This is a genomic window from Acinetobacter sp. UBA5934, assembly GCF_002430855.1.
Taxonomy (GTDB): Bacteria; Pseudomonadota; Gammaproteobacteria; order Pseudomonadales; family Moraxellaceae; genus Acinetobacter.
Window position 1 is genome coordinate 8,418 of sequence record NZ_DJDC01000105.1, and the last position, 15,357, is coordinate 23,774.

General features: G+C 42.5%; 20 protein-coding genes. 8 read left to right on the top strand and 12 right to left on the bottom strand.

The window, feature by feature from the left end; translation table 11 throughout:
* The 4 genes from B2Y23_RS07495 to B2Y23_RS07510 form a co-directional block, all read left to right on the top strand.
* A partial coding sequence (locus B2Y23_RS07495; protein ID WP_291369978.1) for a hypothetical protein occupies positions 1-398 on the top strand: 398 nt, incomplete at its 5' end.
* A 156-nt stretch (positions 399-554) separates the two neighbouring features.
* On the top strand, positions 555-1,100 hold the full coding sequence (locus B2Y23_RS07500) for a glutathione peroxidase (RefSeq protein WP_291369980.1): 546 nt from the start codon (positions 555-557) through the stop codon (positions 1,098-1,100).
* Positions 1,101-1,308: 208 nt separating this feature from the next.
* Complete coding sequence (locus B2Y23_RS07505; protein WP_291369981.1) at positions 1,309-1,665, top strand: RcnB family protein; 357 nt, start codon at positions 1,309-1,311, stop codon at positions 1,663-1,665.
* Between the two features lie 147 nt (positions 1,666-1,812).
* Complete coding sequence (locus B2Y23_RS07510) at positions 1,813-2,427, top strand: hypothetical protein (protein ID WP_291369983.1); 615 nt, start codon at positions 1,813-1,815, stop codon at positions 2,425-2,427.
* 122 nt (positions 2,428-2,549) lie between these two features.
* Here the strand turns inward: B2Y23_RS07510 and B2Y23_RS07515 are convergent, their stop codons facing one another.
* The 11 genes from B2Y23_RS07515 to B2Y23_RS07565 form a co-directional block, all read right to left on the bottom strand.
* Entirely contained in the window at positions 2,550-2,852 is a 303-nt protein-coding gene (locus tag B2Y23_RS07515) for a hypothetical protein (protein WP_291369985.1), read from the bottom strand.
* 153 nt (positions 2,853-3,005) lie between these two features.
* Positions 3,006-3,425 (bottom strand): F0F1 ATP synthase subunit epsilon, encoded by a 420-nt coding sequence (locus tag B2Y23_RS07520; RefSeq protein ID WP_291356534.1) that lies wholly within the window; start codon positions 3,423-3,425, stop codon positions 3,006-3,008.
* 27 nt (positions 3,426-3,452) lie between these two features.
* Positions 3,453-4,847: a F0F1 ATP synthase subunit beta gene (gene atpD / locus B2Y23_RS07525; RefSeq protein WP_291356532.1), complete on the bottom strand. Its 1,395-nt coding sequence runs from the start codon at positions 4,845-4,847 to the stop codon at positions 3,453-3,455.
* Between the two features lie 26 nt (positions 4,848-4,873).
* Positions 4,874-5,743 carry a F0F1 ATP synthase subunit gamma gene (atpG, locus tag B2Y23_RS07530; protein WP_291356530.1) on the bottom strand — a complete coding sequence of 290 codons (870 nt, stop codon included), beginning with the start codon at positions 5,741-5,743 and terminating at the stop codon, positions 4,874-4,876.
* 91 nt (positions 5,744-5,834) lie between these two features.
* Positions 5,835-7,379: a F0F1 ATP synthase subunit alpha gene (gene atpA, locus B2Y23_RS07535; RefSeq protein ID WP_291356528.1), complete on the bottom strand. Its 1,545-nt coding sequence runs from the start codon at positions 7,377-7,379 to the stop codon at positions 5,835-5,837.
* Positions 7,380-7,442: 63 nt separating this feature from the next.
* Positions 7,443-7,979, bottom strand: a complete 537-nt coding sequence (locus B2Y23_RS07540; RefSeq protein WP_291356526.1) for a F0F1 ATP synthase subunit delta — start codon at positions 7,977-7,979, stop codon at positions 7,443-7,445.
* 12 nt (positions 7,980-7,991) lie between these two features.
* Positions 7,992-8,462, bottom strand: coding sequence for a F0F1 ATP synthase subunit B (locus B2Y23_RS07545; protein ID WP_078191477.1), 471 nt, complete (start codon positions 8,460-8,462; stop codon positions 7,992-7,994).
* Positions 8,463-8,500: 38 nt separating this feature from the next.
* Positions 8,501-8,746: a F0F1 ATP synthase subunit C gene (atpE, locus tag B2Y23_RS07550; RefSeq protein WP_000424060.1), complete on the bottom strand. Its 246-nt coding sequence runs from the start codon at positions 8,744-8,746 to the stop codon at positions 8,501-8,503.
* A gap of 82 nt (positions 8,747-8,828) precedes the next feature.
* A complete protein-coding gene (gene atpB / locus B2Y23_RS07555) occupies positions 8,829-9,704 on the bottom strand; it encodes a F0F1 ATP synthase subunit A (protein ID WP_086176476.1) in 876 nt (291 codons plus the stop codon).
* 111 nt (positions 9,705-9,815) lie between these two features.
* Complete coding sequence (locus tag B2Y23_RS07560; RefSeq protein ID WP_086196642.1) at positions 9,816-10,208, bottom strand: ATP synthase subunit I; 393 nt, start codon at positions 10,206-10,208, stop codon at positions 9,816-9,818.
* 170 nt (positions 10,209-10,378) lie between these two features.
* Entirely contained in the window at positions 10,379-11,218 is an 840-nt protein-coding gene (locus B2Y23_RS07565) for a metal ABC transporter solute-binding protein, Zn/Mn family (protein WP_291369987.1), read from the bottom strand.
* A 141-nt stretch (positions 11,219-11,359) separates the two neighbouring features.
* Between B2Y23_RS07565 and B2Y23_RS07570 the strand changes: the two genes are divergently transcribed.
* Genes B2Y23_RS07570 through znuB form a run of 3 tightly spaced genes read left to right on the top strand, consistent with a single transcriptional unit; the run spans position 11,360 to position 13,425 of the window.
* Positions 11,360-11,857, top strand: a complete 498-nt coding sequence (locus B2Y23_RS07570) for a transcriptional repressor (RefSeq protein WP_291356520.1) — start codon at positions 11,360-11,362, stop codon at positions 11,855-11,857.
* Positions 11,830-12,621: a zinc ABC transporter ATP-binding protein ZnuC gene (gene znuC, locus B2Y23_RS07575; RefSeq protein WP_291369989.1), complete on the top strand. Its 792-nt coding sequence runs from the start codon at positions 11,830-11,832 to the stop codon at positions 12,619-12,621. The genes B2Y23_RS07570 and znuC overlap by 28 nt, the downstream gene beginning before the upstream one ends.
* 3 nt (positions 12,622-12,624) lie before the next feature.
* On the top strand, positions 12,625-13,425 hold the full coding sequence (znuB, locus tag B2Y23_RS07580) for a zinc ABC transporter permease subunit ZnuB (protein ID WP_291369991.1): 801 nt from the start codon (positions 12,625-12,627) through the stop codon (positions 13,423-13,425).
* A 100-nt stretch (positions 13,426-13,525) separates the two neighbouring features.
* Here the strand turns inward: znuB and B2Y23_RS07585 are convergent, their stop codons facing one another.
* A complete protein-coding gene (locus B2Y23_RS07585) occupies positions 13,526-14,146 on the bottom strand; it encodes a LysE family transporter (RefSeq protein ID WP_291369992.1) in 621 nt (206 codons plus the stop codon).
* 163 nt (positions 14,147-14,309) lie between these two features.
* Here B2Y23_RS07585 and B2Y23_RS07590 point away from each other — a divergent pair, with 163 nt between their 5' ends.
* A complete protein-coding gene (locus B2Y23_RS07590; protein ID WP_291369993.1) occupies positions 14,310-15,227 on the top strand; it encodes a Dyp-type peroxidase in 918 nt (305 codons plus the stop codon).
* The last annotated feature ends 130 nt before the right edge of the window (positions 15,228-15,357 follow it).

The following is a 15,357-nucleotide window of genomic DNA, read 5'->3' on the forward strand; positions in this document are numbered from 1 at the left end:
CAAACAATGTCAAAGATATTAAAAGTGATTTAATTGAAATTCAGACCCTTTCCAACAATCGCTCCAAAGAGGCTCTAGACTTACAAAACAAAGCCAACCAAGCTGCGCAAAAAAATGACAAAGCTACGCTCAGCACGACCGTTGCAGAAATGAAAACCTACATTGCTAACTTTAACCGGGATCTGGATGCTTTATCCCTGAAAAGTACTGAGCTTGATGCGGTACGGGATAAAATCAAAGAATCCAATAATCTTGGCATACAGCTATCCGAAGAAAGCATTGCCGAAAAACCAGATATGAAAAAAATATCTGAGCTGCGAAATCGTGCTGCTGAGTTGCAAAAAGAATTGATGACTGAAATGCAAACTTTAGAAAGCAAAGCCAAAACAGTTAAGTAACTGCTATGGAATGAAAACAGGCAGGTCAATTGACCTGTCTTTTTCATTCAGCTATGGATGAATTGTTTATATATTAATATCAATAAAGACTTGCTGGCATGCACAATAAGCTTTAAAACAAAGCAGTGTTTATCTCAAGTCATTAAGGAAAATAAAATGAGTCAATCTGTTTATGACATTCCAGTCAAAACTATTCAAGGCACTGACACCACACTCAATCAGTATCAAGGTAAAGTTCTGCTCATTGTAAATACTGCCTCTAAATGTGGTTTAACCCCACAATACGAAGGTCTGGAAAAACTTTATAAAGAAAAGAAAGACCAAGGACTGGAAATTTTAGGTTTTCCTGCCAACAATTTTCTGGCACAGGAACCGGGTTCAGACACAGAAATTCAAGAATTCTGTTCTTTGAATTATCAGGTAGATTTTCCACTATTTTCTAAAATCTCAGTTGCTGGTGAAGACAAGCATCCGCTTTATCAAACCTTGACTCAGGCAATTCCAGAACGTATTGGTGAAGGGCCTTGGTGGAAAGATCTGGTCGATTATGGCCTGACTCCAAATGAGCCACCTGAAGTACTGTGGAACTTTGAAAAATTCCTGATTAATAAACAGGGTGAAGTGGTGGCGCGTTTTGCACCGGATATTACCGCAGATGATGCGCGTATTGTTGATGCAGTGAATGCTGAACTTGCCAAGTAATTTGTAACACCAATGTAAGCATCTATACACTCTGTAGATGCTTATTTTTTATTATAAAACCAATAAGTTAAATAAATAAAAATTCAGTTAAATTACTTCACATTTCATCCTTTATTTTAATTATTTAATAACATTACATTCACTATCTATCAATGACTTAGGCATAGGATGAACTCATCAACCAACCGCCATATAGACAAGGTGAAGTATGAATACTCTAGTCAAAGCAATTGTTTTATCATTCTCTACTGCTTTAGTCGCTGCACCTGCAATGGCTGCTCCACAAGATCATCACAGCCCATCTCATCAAGTTCAAAACCATCATAAGGCACCTGTTCAGCAGCAGCATAAAGTTGTGCATAAAAAAGCGGTAAATCCATCGCATGACTGGAGAGTGGGTCAAAAAGTTCCAGCTCAGTACCATAGCCAAAGCTATAAAATCGACCACAAAAAGTTTAAAAAATTGAGCAAGCCCGGTAAAAACCAGCAATGGATTAAAGTGAATGGCGATTACGTGTTAACCAATGTCATGAGTCATAACATTATTAAAATTATTGCGGGTTAATATCCCACAATCTCGGTGAGAAAAGAGTGCTTCGGCACTCTTTTTTAATGCCTGAAAATAAATTTGTTATCGCTTTGCAACAATCAGTTTTTTCTACACATTTCGCCCTTATATTAACAAACACTGAAGTAAAGATATGAATTGATTATGAAAAAAATCATCCAAAATGTGGTTTCTCCTTTTGTGATGTTTAGTGCGGGTCTTTTATTGATTGGTTGTGAACAGGCAAATTCACCCGATACCGATGAAACCCAAGCCTCTCAATCAAATGAAGTATCTGAACCGGTTTCTGAATCTAACTCAGCGTCAGCAGAAACACCTAAGGCTGAGCTGAAAACGGGCAACATGTTTTATATTGTGCGTGATGTTGCAGACATGCAGCTTAAAGCGGGTGATTATGTGGAACAGCTGAAGCAAACCCAAAGTGAGTTGCAAACAGCGATTAATGATAAAGATCAGCAGCAATTACAGGCTACTGCCAAAAACCTGCAACAACAACTGACTGGATTTAATCAGGCATTGACTGGTTTGAACCTGAAAAGTCAGGAAATTGATTCAATTCGTCAAAATATTATGCAGACCAATCAGCAAGTGCTGGCGACCCCACTGTTAAATGGTGATGTCGATTTAAGTCAGGTCGATTTCAAGAAAATTGAAAAACAGATGGGCAGCATCCAGATGGAAATGGTCAAACTGGCCAGTATGATGATTCCACAAGGTCAAGACGAGCCAGAGCAGAATGAACAAGAGCAAGAAAGCTAATAGTTCTTCAGCCGATTTAGACCCATTCAACTCAGCTGAATGGGTCTGATCAAGTCACCCATCCTTAAAGCTGCCTATCAATTGATCTACAGCTATCAATTCCTTTAAATCGCTTCTAAAATTTAGCTTACCTTTTGTTCACGCCAGGCTTTAAATGCCGCCTGCATGGCTTGCTGTTGTTCAGGTTTAGCTATGCGGTTTTCCATTGGGGAAAAATCCCCTTTATAAGCTGTATTAACCATAGCTTTTGTCAGTTCCTCAATACTCTTTCGACCTTGCTGTTTATAAGCTAAGACTTCTTCCTGAGTTAATACCAAGTCCCAGCAAGACACCACTGAACTCATATCCACAGCGATACTGAGATAATACTGGTCAACGTCTTGGTAAAGTTCCCAAAAATGCGGTTCGTGTTCGATAAGATTCATAGAAGAACATTTATAAATAGAATGACCTGAAATTAGTACATGAGATGAAGAAAATATATGCAACTTTAGATCTATCAATTGCGAAACTCATGCTTTTAATTCAGACATAAAAAAACCACCCTTTCGGGTGGTTTTTCAATCTCGAACCGTCTCTTATTGAGCGCGGTTTTTGATTTTGCGGATGGTTTCCAACTGAGCAGCAGTTTCTGCAAGAGCAGCCAAAGCAGCAGCAGAGTCCAAGTCGCTCTTTTGATTTGCTAGCAAAGTTTCAGCATTTTTACGTGCTTCAATAATTGCAGCTTCATCTAAGTTTTCAGCACGAACTGCAGTATCTGCAAGAACCGTGATGACATGCGGTTGAACTTCAAGTACACCACCAGATACATAGATTAATTCTTCTGTACCGTTTTCCAACAGAACGCGGATCGCGCCCGGTTGAAGCAAAGTTACCAACGGAGCATGGCCAGGCATAATACCCAACTCACCGCCAGCACCTTTAGCAATTAGCATAGTTACAGCGCCAGAGTACAAAGACTCTTTTACACTTACAACATCACATTGCATAGTCGCCATGAGAATCTCCTAAATTAGAGTAGCTAATTAAAGTTTCTCGGCTTTAGCAATAACTTCGTCAATACCACCAACCATGTAGAACGCTTGTTCTGGGATGTGATCGTATTCACCAGCTAGAAGACCTTTAAAGCCACGAATTGTTTCTTTAAGCGGTACAAGTTTACCAGGAGCACCAGTAAACACTTCAGCTACGTGGAACGGTTGAGAGAAGAAACGTTGGATTTTACGCGCACGGTAAACAGTCAACTTATCTTCTTCTGCAAGCTCGTCCATACCCAAGATCGCGATGATGTCTTTCAATTCTTTATAACGTTGAAGAACGTTTTGAACTGAACGAGCAATTTCATAATGCTCAGCACCAACTACTAATGGGTCTAACTGACGTGAAGTTGAGTCTAGTGGATCGATCGCTGGGTAAATACCAGAAGATGCGATGTCACGGCTCAATACAACAGTTGCGTCCAAGTGGGCGAATGTAGTTGCAGGCGATGGATCTGTTAAGTCATCGGCAGGTACGTATACCGCTTGGATTGACGTAATAGAACCAGACTTAGTCGATGTAATACGTTCTTGAAGAACACCCATCTCTTCTGCAAGAGTAGGCTGATAACCTACAGCAGATGGCATACGACCTAGAAGTGCTGATACTTCAGTACCTGCTAGTGTATAACGGTAGATGTTGTCTACGAACAATAGTACGTCACGGCCTTTACCGTTTTCGTCTTTCTCGTCACGGAAGTACTCAGCCATAGTCAAACCAGTCAACGCTACGCGTAAACGGTTACCCGGTGGCTCGTTCATCTGACCGTAAACCATCGCTACTTTGTCAAGTACGTTAGAGTCTTTCATCTCGTGATAGAAGTCGTTACCTTCACGAGTACGCTCACCAACACCAGCAAACACAGATAAACCTGAGTGAGCTTTAGCGATGTTGTTGATCAACTCCATCATGTTTACAGTTTTACCAACACCGGCACCACCAAACAGACCAACTTTACCACCTTTCGCGAACGGGCATAGCAAGTCGATGACTTTAATACCAGTTTCTAGAAGGTCAGTAGAAGCTGCTTGTTCAGCGTAAGAAGGCGCTGCACGGTGAATTGGTAAACGTGCTTCAGTAGCAACATCACCAGCTTCATCGATAGGGCGACCCAAAACGTCCATAATACGACCAAGAGTCGCTGTACCCACAGGTACAGAGATCGGAGCGCCAGTATTAGTAACGTTCAAACCACGCTTAAGGCCTTCAGTAGAACCCATTGCAATAGTACGAACTACGCCATCACCAAGCTGTTGCTGAACTTCTAAAGTAGTTTCAGTACCATCAACATGGAGAGCGTCATAGATCTTAGGAACGCTGTTGCGTTCAAACTCGACGTCGATAACCGCGCCGATGATCTGAATGATACGACCGCTATTCATTGCTGTCTCCTCAATTCAAAATAATGTTAAACGGCAGCGGCACCACCAACGATCTCAGAAATTTCCTGAGTAATCGCGGCTTGACGCAGCTTGTTATAAATAAGTTGCAGATTCTTGATCAGTTCGCCCGCGTTATCCGTTGCAGCTTTCATTGCAACCATACGTGCAGACTGTTCACATGCGATGTTTTCAATCACACCTTGGTAAACCACAGACTCAATGTAACGAACCAACAAACCATTTAAAAGCTCTTCAGCTTCAGGTTCGTAGATGTAATCCCAACCGTATTGGCGGTTAAGACCCTTGTCTTCTTCAGCAGCTGCCAAAGGAACAAGTTGTTCGATTTTTTGGTTTTGAGTCATGGCATTGACAAAGCCGTTTGACACTAGATAAATACGATCTAACTCGCCTTTATCATAAGCGTCTAACATCACCTGTACAGAACCAGATAACTGCTCAAGACTCGGAGTGTCGCCCACCTGAGTGGTCGCACCAAGCACTTTACCGCCGTAGTTTTTAAAAAACGAAACCGCTTTTTGACCAATCAAAGCAAATTGAACTTCAATTGACTGCTCTTGTTGCTGTTGAACGTGTTTGACCACTTTCTTGAACAGGTTAATGTTCAAACCACCAGCAAGGCCGCGATCTGATGACACGATAATATAGCCAACGCGCTTAACTGGGCGTTCAACCATATAACGGTGTTTATATTCAGGGTTCGCTTGGACCAAATGAGCAATTACACGGTGCATATTTTCGGCATACGGACGGCCTTGAGCCATGCGCTCTTGCGCACGACGCATCTTAGAAGCTGCTACCATCTGCATCGCGCGAGTAATTTTCTGCGTGCTTTTGATACTAGCTACTTTGGCGCGAATTTCTTTTAAATTTGCCATACGCTTAACCTAGTATTCGAAAGCCCTTTCGAGCTTCCGAAGGTTGATTCCGTGAACCAAACCAACACTAAGTTCTCAACAATGTTGAAACTTAGTAAGTTTGAGTCGCTTTAAAGCTTTCAATACCTGATTTGAATGCTGCTTCGATATCTTTATCCCAAGCACCAGTCTCATCAATTTTTTGCATTAACGCAGCTTGTTCTGAACGGAAGTAAGAAACTAACGCCGCATCAAATGCAACGATTTTCTTAACGTCTACGTCAGCCATGTAGCCTTCGTTAGATGCGTAAATTGAAACAGCTTGGTCAGCGATTGAATATGGAGCATATTGTTTTTGCTTCATTAATTCAGTTACGCGTTGACCGTGTTCAAGTTGCTTACGAGTTGCTTCATCAAGGTCAGAAGCAAACTGAGCGAACGCTGCAAGTTCACGATATTGAGCCAAAGCGGTACGGATACCACCAGACAATTTTTTGATGATCTTAGTTTGCGCAGAACCACCAACACGAGATACAGAGATACCCGCGTTCACAGCAGGACGAATACCTGCGTTGAATAATGATGTTTCAAGGAAGATCTGACCATCAGTAATCGAAATTACGTTCGTTGGTACGAATGCAGATACGTCACCCGCTTGAGTTTCAATAATCGGCAATGCAGTTAATGAACCAGTTTGGCCTTTAACTTCACCGTTAGTGAATTTCTCAACGTAGTCAGCAGATACACGAGAAGCACGTTCAAGTAGACGACTATGAAGATAGAATACGTCACCTGGATACGCTTCACGACCTGGTGGACGGCGTAAAAGCAATGAAATTTGACGATACGCAACAGCTTGTTTAGACAAGTCATCATAAATGATAAGCGCGTCTTCACCACGGTCACGGAAGTATTCACCCATTGTACAGCCAGAGTACGGAGCTAGATACAACATTGCTGCTGGATCAGCTGCAGCTGCTGCTACAACAGTTGTATACGCCATAGCGCCAGTTTCTTCTAGCTTGCGCACTACGTTAGCGATAGTCGATTGTTTTTGACCAATTGCTACGTATACACATTTAATGCCAGAGTTTTTCTGAGCGATGATCGCATCGATCGCCATTGCTGTTTTACCAGTTTGACGGTCACCAATGATCAACTCACGTTGACCACGGCCTACAGGGATCATTGTATCTACTGATTTATAACCAGTTTGTACAGGTTGATCCACTGATTGACGCCAAATTACGCCTGGTGCTACTTTTTCAACAGCATCAGTTAATTTTGCATCAATAGGGCCTTTACCATCAATCGGGTTACCCAAAGCATCTACTACACGGCCTAAAAGTTCTGGACCAACCGGAACTTCTAATACACGACCTGTGCAACGAGCTTTTTGACCTTCTTGAAGGTTTAAGTAGTTACCTAAAACAACGACGCCCACTGAATCCTGTTCTAGGTTCAGTGCCATACCAAATAAGCCGCCGTCGAATTCGATCATTTCACCGTACATTGCATCAGCAAGGCCGTGAATACGCACAATACCGTCGGAAACCATAACAATGGTCCCTTCGTTCTTAGCGGTCGCGCTGGTGTCCAGATCGCCGATACGCTGTTTAATGAGCGCACTGATCTCGGATGGATTCAGTTGTTGCATTGCGCTATACCTCAATCTTTTTAAAGTTCAGTCTTCTTTTACGCAGTAATTTTTTATCAATAATTACGCAAGAAGACGAGTCCGCATTTTTTCAAGCTTGTTAAGCGCAGAATCATCTATCACTTGGTCGCCTGCACGAATAACTACACCAGCAATTAGCTCTGGTTTAACTTCTACAGAAACATTTACTGCAGCGTTAAAGCGTTTTTTCAACGCATCTGCAAGTAGCTGTTCTTGTGTAGAAGACAATGGGAATGCTGATTCAATCACAACATCCACAGTGTTGTTATTCTGTGATTTGAGCTGTTCGTATTCAGCTTCAATTTCAGGAAGAAGAGTCAAACGGTCATTTTCAGCAAGCAATGTCAAAAAGTTTGACACTGCTGCGGTTTGATCTTCACCTAAAACTTTAGCAAAAACACTTACCTGCTCTGCAGGAGTAAGCTCAGGGCGATTTAAGTAAGCTGAAAATGCTTCGTCTTGCACCGCAGCACTGAGCAAAGTTAATGCATTTGACCAAAAGTCAGTTGCACCTTGCTCAGAAGCGTAAGCAAATGCTGCTTTAGCGTATGGGCGTGCCAACGTCAAGAGTTCAGCCATAATCCGCCTCTCTTAAAGTTTAGCAGCCAGCTGAGTCAGCATGGCATTGTGAGCTTCTGCGTCAACTTGCTGGTTCAGAATTTTTTCTGCGCCAGTTACTGCAAGAGCAGCCACTTGTTGACGTAATTCTTCGCGAGCAGCATTGATTTCAGTATCAACAGCTTCTTTAGCCTGTTGACGAATACGCTCACCTTCAGCAGCTGCCTGAGTACGCGCTTCTTCTACCAATTGCGCACCGCGACGGTTCGCTTGTTCGATCAATTGAGCCGCTTGTGCTTTAGCTGCGTCTAATTCAGCTTTCACTTGAGCTTGCGCATCGGCAAGGTCAGCTTTCGCTTTTTCAGCAGCGTTTAAGCCATCAGCAATTTTACGCTGACGCTCACTAATCGCATTGATTAGTGGTGGCCATACAAACTTCATGCAGAATGCGACAAAAATCGCAAATGCAATCGCTTGGCCAATCAATGTGAGGTTGATATTCATTGCTATTCCTCAATGGTTTAATTTAGGAATTAAGCTGATTAACCTACAAATGGATTAGCGAAGATGAAGAACAAGCCAATACCAACACCGATCATAGGCACAGCATCAAGAAGACCCGCGATTAAGAACATACGAGTTTGAAGTTGTGGAGCCAATTCTGGTTGACGAGCAACAGCTTCAAGGAAACGGCCGCCTAAAAGACCAAAACCAATCGCAGTACCTAAAGCACCAAAAGCGATCAAGATAGCAGATGCAATTGCAACTAGACCTAAAGTGAGTTCCATGATAATTCCTCAGAGGTTAGGTTTATACCAAATAAAAGTAAAAAATTAAGCCCAACCATCCGTTGATAGTCAGGCAATACCATTAATGTTTTTCGCTAGCCATACTCAAGTATACGATAGTCAGCATCATGAAAATGAACGCTTGTAATGTAATAACAAGAATGTGGAAGATCGCCCAAGGCACAGACAACGCCCACTGGATCCAGAACGGTAATAACGCGATGAGGATGAAGATTAACTCACCTGCATACATGTTACCGAAAAGTCGTAGAGCCAATGAAACTGGACGTGCAAGGAATGTTACGAGTTCCAGAATCAAGTTCACTGGAATGAGCAACGCTTTTGCAACTGGGTTACTTGGGTTAAATGGGTTGAGTGCTAACTCGCCGACGAAACCGCCGATGCCCTTTTCACGAATGCTATAGAACAAGATAAGCACAAATACCGACAATGACATACCAAGGGTAACGTTAGGGTCAGTAGATGGAACAATCTTGAAGTAAACGTGATGCGGGTCCATACCAAATACGTTAGAACCAATAATTCCTGCAAGATGCGGGATGAAATCCACTGGAAGTAAATCCATCGCATTCATCAGGAAAATCCACACAAAAATTGTGAGGGCTAAAGGCGCAATTAAGCGTGATTTGCCATGGAAAGTGTCGCGGACACTTGAGTCAACAAACTCGATGATCATTTCGATTGCAGACTGGAACTTGGTAGGAACACCAGCGTTTGCAGCTTTCGCTACTAACCAGAACAACAAACAGAAAACCACACCGAGAGTGATAGACCAACCCATTGAATCCAAGTGAATAGCAGTGAACCCCATCTGTTGAGCTTCATCAGCAGTCTCAGCCAATTTCCAAGAACCATCCGGCATTTTGCCATAGGTTAAATTGGTCAAGTGATGCTTGATGTACTCGGTCGAAGTAAGGGCATGTTCTTCAGCAGCCATAAATCACACCTGGTCAATGTCAAATACTAAATAGAGAGAACGAACATCGCGTGCTGCCTGATATCTCGTTCTTCTCCTAAAAAACTTTTCAATTTTTTGTTGTGTTTAAACTTATTTCCGGAGTCGTGACGCCCAAAAAGGTGCGACCCACGTCATCGTCTGAACAAGTATAAATCCACAAAACAGCGCCACCGCTGACAACGGTTTGACGTTGCTTAAAATTAAAATGAAACCAACAATCACAATTGCAAACTTGCCCATCAAGCCTCTATACATGTTCGAAAGAACCTGTTTTGAAGCTCGCGCACCTGCGGCTCGAAACGATTGCCAAGAAAAATAACAACTTGCAAGCCAACACACCAACGCACCAAGTGCGGCGCTGTAAGCTGCAGTTGAGTCTTTCAGGACCCACGCTATTAAGGCTGAAACAGGGATCATGCATGCTTGTAAAATGACTAAAGCTTTCGCTAATCGTCGGTCAATCATGCGACTAGTTCGGCTCATTATTTATTCACTCACAGCAATCATGCTTGACAAGTTTAGCTGATGATCGTTTTTAATCGCAGGCATTATAGAGTTACACCCCTGAACATGCAATCTTTTCCCGACCTAAGTCGGATTTTTTAATTACATAAATCGCTTTTGAACGCATCAATAGTTGCTTAATTTTTGCATCATTTCCGTGCGTTTTGTACACACTTATAGGTTTGCTCGGCCAGTTTCTTCCATGCCTGCACGAAGTCCCCTTCCCTACCCATACTTTCATCGACAGCCTGAAAGGTTACTGGATTCAACTTCTGGTACTGGTTTTTGCTGGCATGTCCTTCTGCCAAGAGGCACATATTGCGAGCTGGACGGCTATCATTTAAATACTTGATTTGACTAATAGTGGGTGCGACATGTGGATCATCGGTCAATGCACCGGAAAATTTCAGGTTTAAAGCACGTTCTAAATATTGATAGGCATCGTGATAGGCCCAATAAGGCTTCACCGTGGCATTGCTATTATATTGTTGTGCACTGACCAACATCTCCTGAGCAAAGCGTTTGGCATTTGCCCAGTAGGCTTCTTTATGTTCGGGTAATTGCTGTGAACGCAGCGCGGCAATAAAAAAGCCGATACGTACGGCATTGTTGGGATCCAGCCAGACATGCGTATCTACCGTATTGTTCAATGCCATACCGCGAGTAGTCCGCTGAGGCAGGGTTTGCACGATACCGGAATCTAAAATTGAAATTGCTTTGGGTGTATCTGCTAATAGCTTGTTCAATGGGGCTTCATGTGCCTTACCCAGCCAGATCACCAGTGAGGCATCCATAATGGCTTTGCGATGTGCGGGCGTCAGGGTAATGTCGTGCCCAGACTGATCTGCCAGCAATAGCACAGGCTTCTCCACGCCCTGAGTAACTTCCTGAGCGATAAGATAAATTGGATGCGTAGACACTACCAGATTTTGTGTCCAGCCAACGCTACTAAATAGAGCCAGGGCACAAAATGCAAAGAAACGGTACATGAAGAAGATCACCAAATGTTCAATAAGTGTTATAATATAACAAATCGACAAAAATACCTACGTTTAATCGAAACGGGTATCGCTTCATGTTAAGATTTAATGTCCTTTTCTTTTTATAAATTTCGCACTTGAGGTTTTGCTATGAGCTTATGTTCGCACGAACATCACAATGCATTACATGGCGTACATGACCATCATAATATAGCAACACGTCTTGCCGAAGCAGAAAGTCTCTGTGCAACTACCGGTGCACGTTTAACCCCATTACGTAAAGAAGTGCTGGAATTGATTTTAAATGCGACTGGTCCAATGGGCGCCTATGATTTACTGGCTAAAATCAAGAGTGAATCTGACCGTCCTGCTGCACCACCGACCGTGTATCGCACTTTGGACTTTTTACTGGAAAAAGGTTTCATCCACCGTTTAACTTCAATTAATGCCTATATTCCTTGCTGTCATCCACGCGAAGGACATCAGGCGGCCTTTTTAATCTGTACCCAGTGCAAAAATGTTAAAGAAGCGTCTGCTCAGGGTCTTTTAACACAATTAGATGAACTTTCAGCCTCTGATCAATTTACTGCACAACACAGTATTATTGAAATTTCTGGGATATGTCAGCAGTGCCGCAACAAACAGTAACCAGCAACCCCCTAATTGCCCTGGATAAAATCAGTGTGCGGATTGACGACCGTGACATCCTAAAAAATGTCGATTTCACTTTACATGAACGGGAAATTGTCACGCTCATTGGTCCGAACGGGGCGGGAAAATCGACTTTAATTAAAGTGCTTTTGGGTATTGTGAAAGCCAACTCAGGCAAAATTCATAACAATAAAAAACTCAAATTTTCTTATGTGCCGCAAAAGTTTAATCCTTCACATAGCTTGCCTTTGCGCGTGCAAGATCTACTGGCTTTAGAACATTGTGATGCTGATATTAAAGCAGAAATTATTCGTGATACCGGCATTACCAAATTACAGGATTGTAAAGTTCAGCAACTTTCAGGCGGTGAACGGCAACGGGTGTTGTTGGCACGCGCTTTAATGCGTCAACCCGATGTACTGGTCCTGGATGAACCGATGCAAGGTCTGGACATTCAATCTGAAGCAGAACTGTATGAATATGTCAGAAGTTTGCCGATCAAATATGGCTGTGCCGTGTTGATGGTCTCGCATGACCTGCAATGGGTCATGCAAGGTACGCATCGCGTCGTCTGTTTAAACAAGCACATCTGCTGTAGCGGCTTGCCAGAAAATGTACAGCAACATCCGGAATATCAGGCTATTTTTGGTACCAACCGGGTGTTCTATCAACATCACCATGACCACTGTGCGCATGGCGACAGTGCGACGCCGTGTCAGCATGATTCTCGTCCACATATTCACCCTGAACCGGAAGCTTAAGCCATGATGGAATGGTTACAACTCTTGTTACCTGCATGGACCATGGGAACCCTATTGGTATTTCTGACCGCTCCGCTAGGTTGTTTAATGTTATGGCGACGGATGTCTTTTTTTGCTGACACTATGGCACATGGCACTTTATTGGGCGTGGCGATTGCGGGTGCTTTAAGCCTGCCGTTATGGTTAGGGGTAAGCTTTCTGGCCTTTTTACTGGTGGCCATTTTATGGGTACTGCATGACCCTCGGCTACCTAATGATGCCTTGCTGGCACTTTGTTCAGCCACCCTGCTCTGCTCGGGCTTACTGTTTATTCAACATATTCCAAGTTTAAGACCGGAACTGCTGAGCTATTTGTTTGGTGATCTGCTGCAAATTTCCTGGTCAGACTTGCCGATGTTTGCTCTGGTGATTATTGCTGCTTTAGCCGTGCTGTATAAAAACTGGAAAGCACAAATTCAGATTGCCATTGATCCCGATATGGCGGTAAGCGAAGGCGTGAATGCAAAATGGCAACGTCTGGTATTTATGTTGTTATTGGCCCTGTTTACCGTATTGGCCTTGCGTGCCGTCGGTTCATTGTTGATGGGCGCTTTACTGGTGATTCCGGCATTAACAGCGCGTTTACTGGCAAACTCACCGAAACAGATGGTGCTTTGGGCTTTTGTGATCGCTCAAATTGGTATTAGTGTAGGGTTATGGTCCAGTGCAGGTTTAGATACTTCTACCGGTTTGACGATTGTATTGACTATGGCAATTTTATTTGCGGTGATTTTTACAGTGCAGAAAGTCAAAAAATTGGCTTAATCTTTCCTTTATATATCCATCATTTTTAAGATGCTTTTTATTTTCTAACACGCTCTCCCTCACCCTCTCCTTTCAGGAGAGGGAAAACAATTTTGACTGATTACTGATGTACCAGACTCAGTAATCCCGCTGCACAGCTAAACAACACAGCAAAAGTACGATTCATTATTTTCTGTTGTTTTGGTGATTTCAGTAACCGTAAAACTTTGGCTGCCAGTCCGGTATAACCGGCCATCACGATCAGATCAATAGTCACCATGGTGCCTGCCATAATCAGATACTGAATCCACTGCGGCTTAGACAAGTCTAAAAACTGAGGTAATACTGCAAGTAAAAACACAATGGCTTTGGGATTACTCATATTGACCAAGAAACCATATAGAACCAGTTTAGGAATCGACTTATTCGGTTGTTCCTGTTGAATCTCAATCGACTGCGTCGGTGCTTTCCATTGCAAATAAGCCAAATACAACAAATAGCCTACCCCAAACCATTTCACCACCAGAAAAGCCCAAGGCGTCGTTGCAAAAAGCACCCCTACCCCAGCAGCCACAATTCCGATTTGTAGCAATAATGCGAGTTGTAAACATAAAGCATTCCAATAGCCACGGCGGAAGCCATAATTCAAACCACTGGACATGGATGCAATCGCCCCTGCACCTGGTGAAATACTGATGACCCAACAAGCCAGCATATACGCCAGCCAAACCTGGTAAGACATAAAATATAAGGAGATAAAAAGACCGGCTTATTATATGACTTTTCATCTTTTAAATGCTTGAAAAATTGATCATCAAAAAATAAGCATTGGGCTATTCACCTCGGCAGTGATGAGGCACAATAAAGCCAGCCACGTATTTTATAAAAATTGTTAGGAGCCATGTATGACTGCCCAATCTGTAATTTTACCATTACCTTCAGATCATGCTCGGTTTATTGTTTTACGTTTGAAAGATTTAACAATTGATGAGTTAAAAGAAAAACTTGCAGATTTATTTACCACCCGTGATCGTTTAATCACTCAGCATCCGAATGCGCAGATTAAAACAGGCGTCGCTTTTGGTCCTGAACTTTGGACACAATTATATAATCAAAGTCCTGCCGGTTTTAAGCAATTGCAACCGATTCAAGGCTCGTTTCAAATGCCTGTTGTCCCGGCAGATCTTCTCATTCATATTGCCAGTGCGCGCGCAGACATCTGTTTTGCATTAAGCCAGTCATTCTTTGAAGGCATTCAAGAAAAAGTAGAAGTGCTAGATGAACGGGTATGTTTCCGTTATTTCGATGGACGTGACATTACCGGTTTTATTGATGGCACTGAAAACCCGCAGTTCCCCGATGATCGTGCCGAAGTTGCTTTGCTGGGTGAAGATGCCGGTATTTTTGCCGATGGTTCATTTGTATTTGCGCAGCGCTATGCCCATAACTTGGAAAAATGGAAACAATTAAAAGTCGATGCTCAAGAAAATGTGATGGGTCGAACCAAGTTAGAGTCCATTGAACTGGATGATGAAGTTAAACCTAAAAATGCTCATATTTCCCGTGTAGTGATTGAAGATGAAGAAGGCGAAGAAATGGAAATTTTACGTCATTCTCTTCCTTATGGAGAAGGTCGAGGTGACCAGGGTTTATTCTTTATTGCTTATACCAAAAATTTAAACATTATCGACCATATGTTAGATCATATGTTTGGCACAGCTGGTGATGGTATTCATGACCGCCTGCTTCACTTTGTGACGCCAATAGATGGAGCATATTACTTTGCGCCGAGTGAAGAATTGCTGGAAGAAGTTGTGGCATGATAATAAAATGAGAAATATCTTATTAAGCTATTTCTCATTTTTTAATGGTTCAATATATAAATCAATTATATTTTTCTAAAAATAATATTCTTTCTTTAGTCATGTCGATTTGACATTGCATAGCATCAAA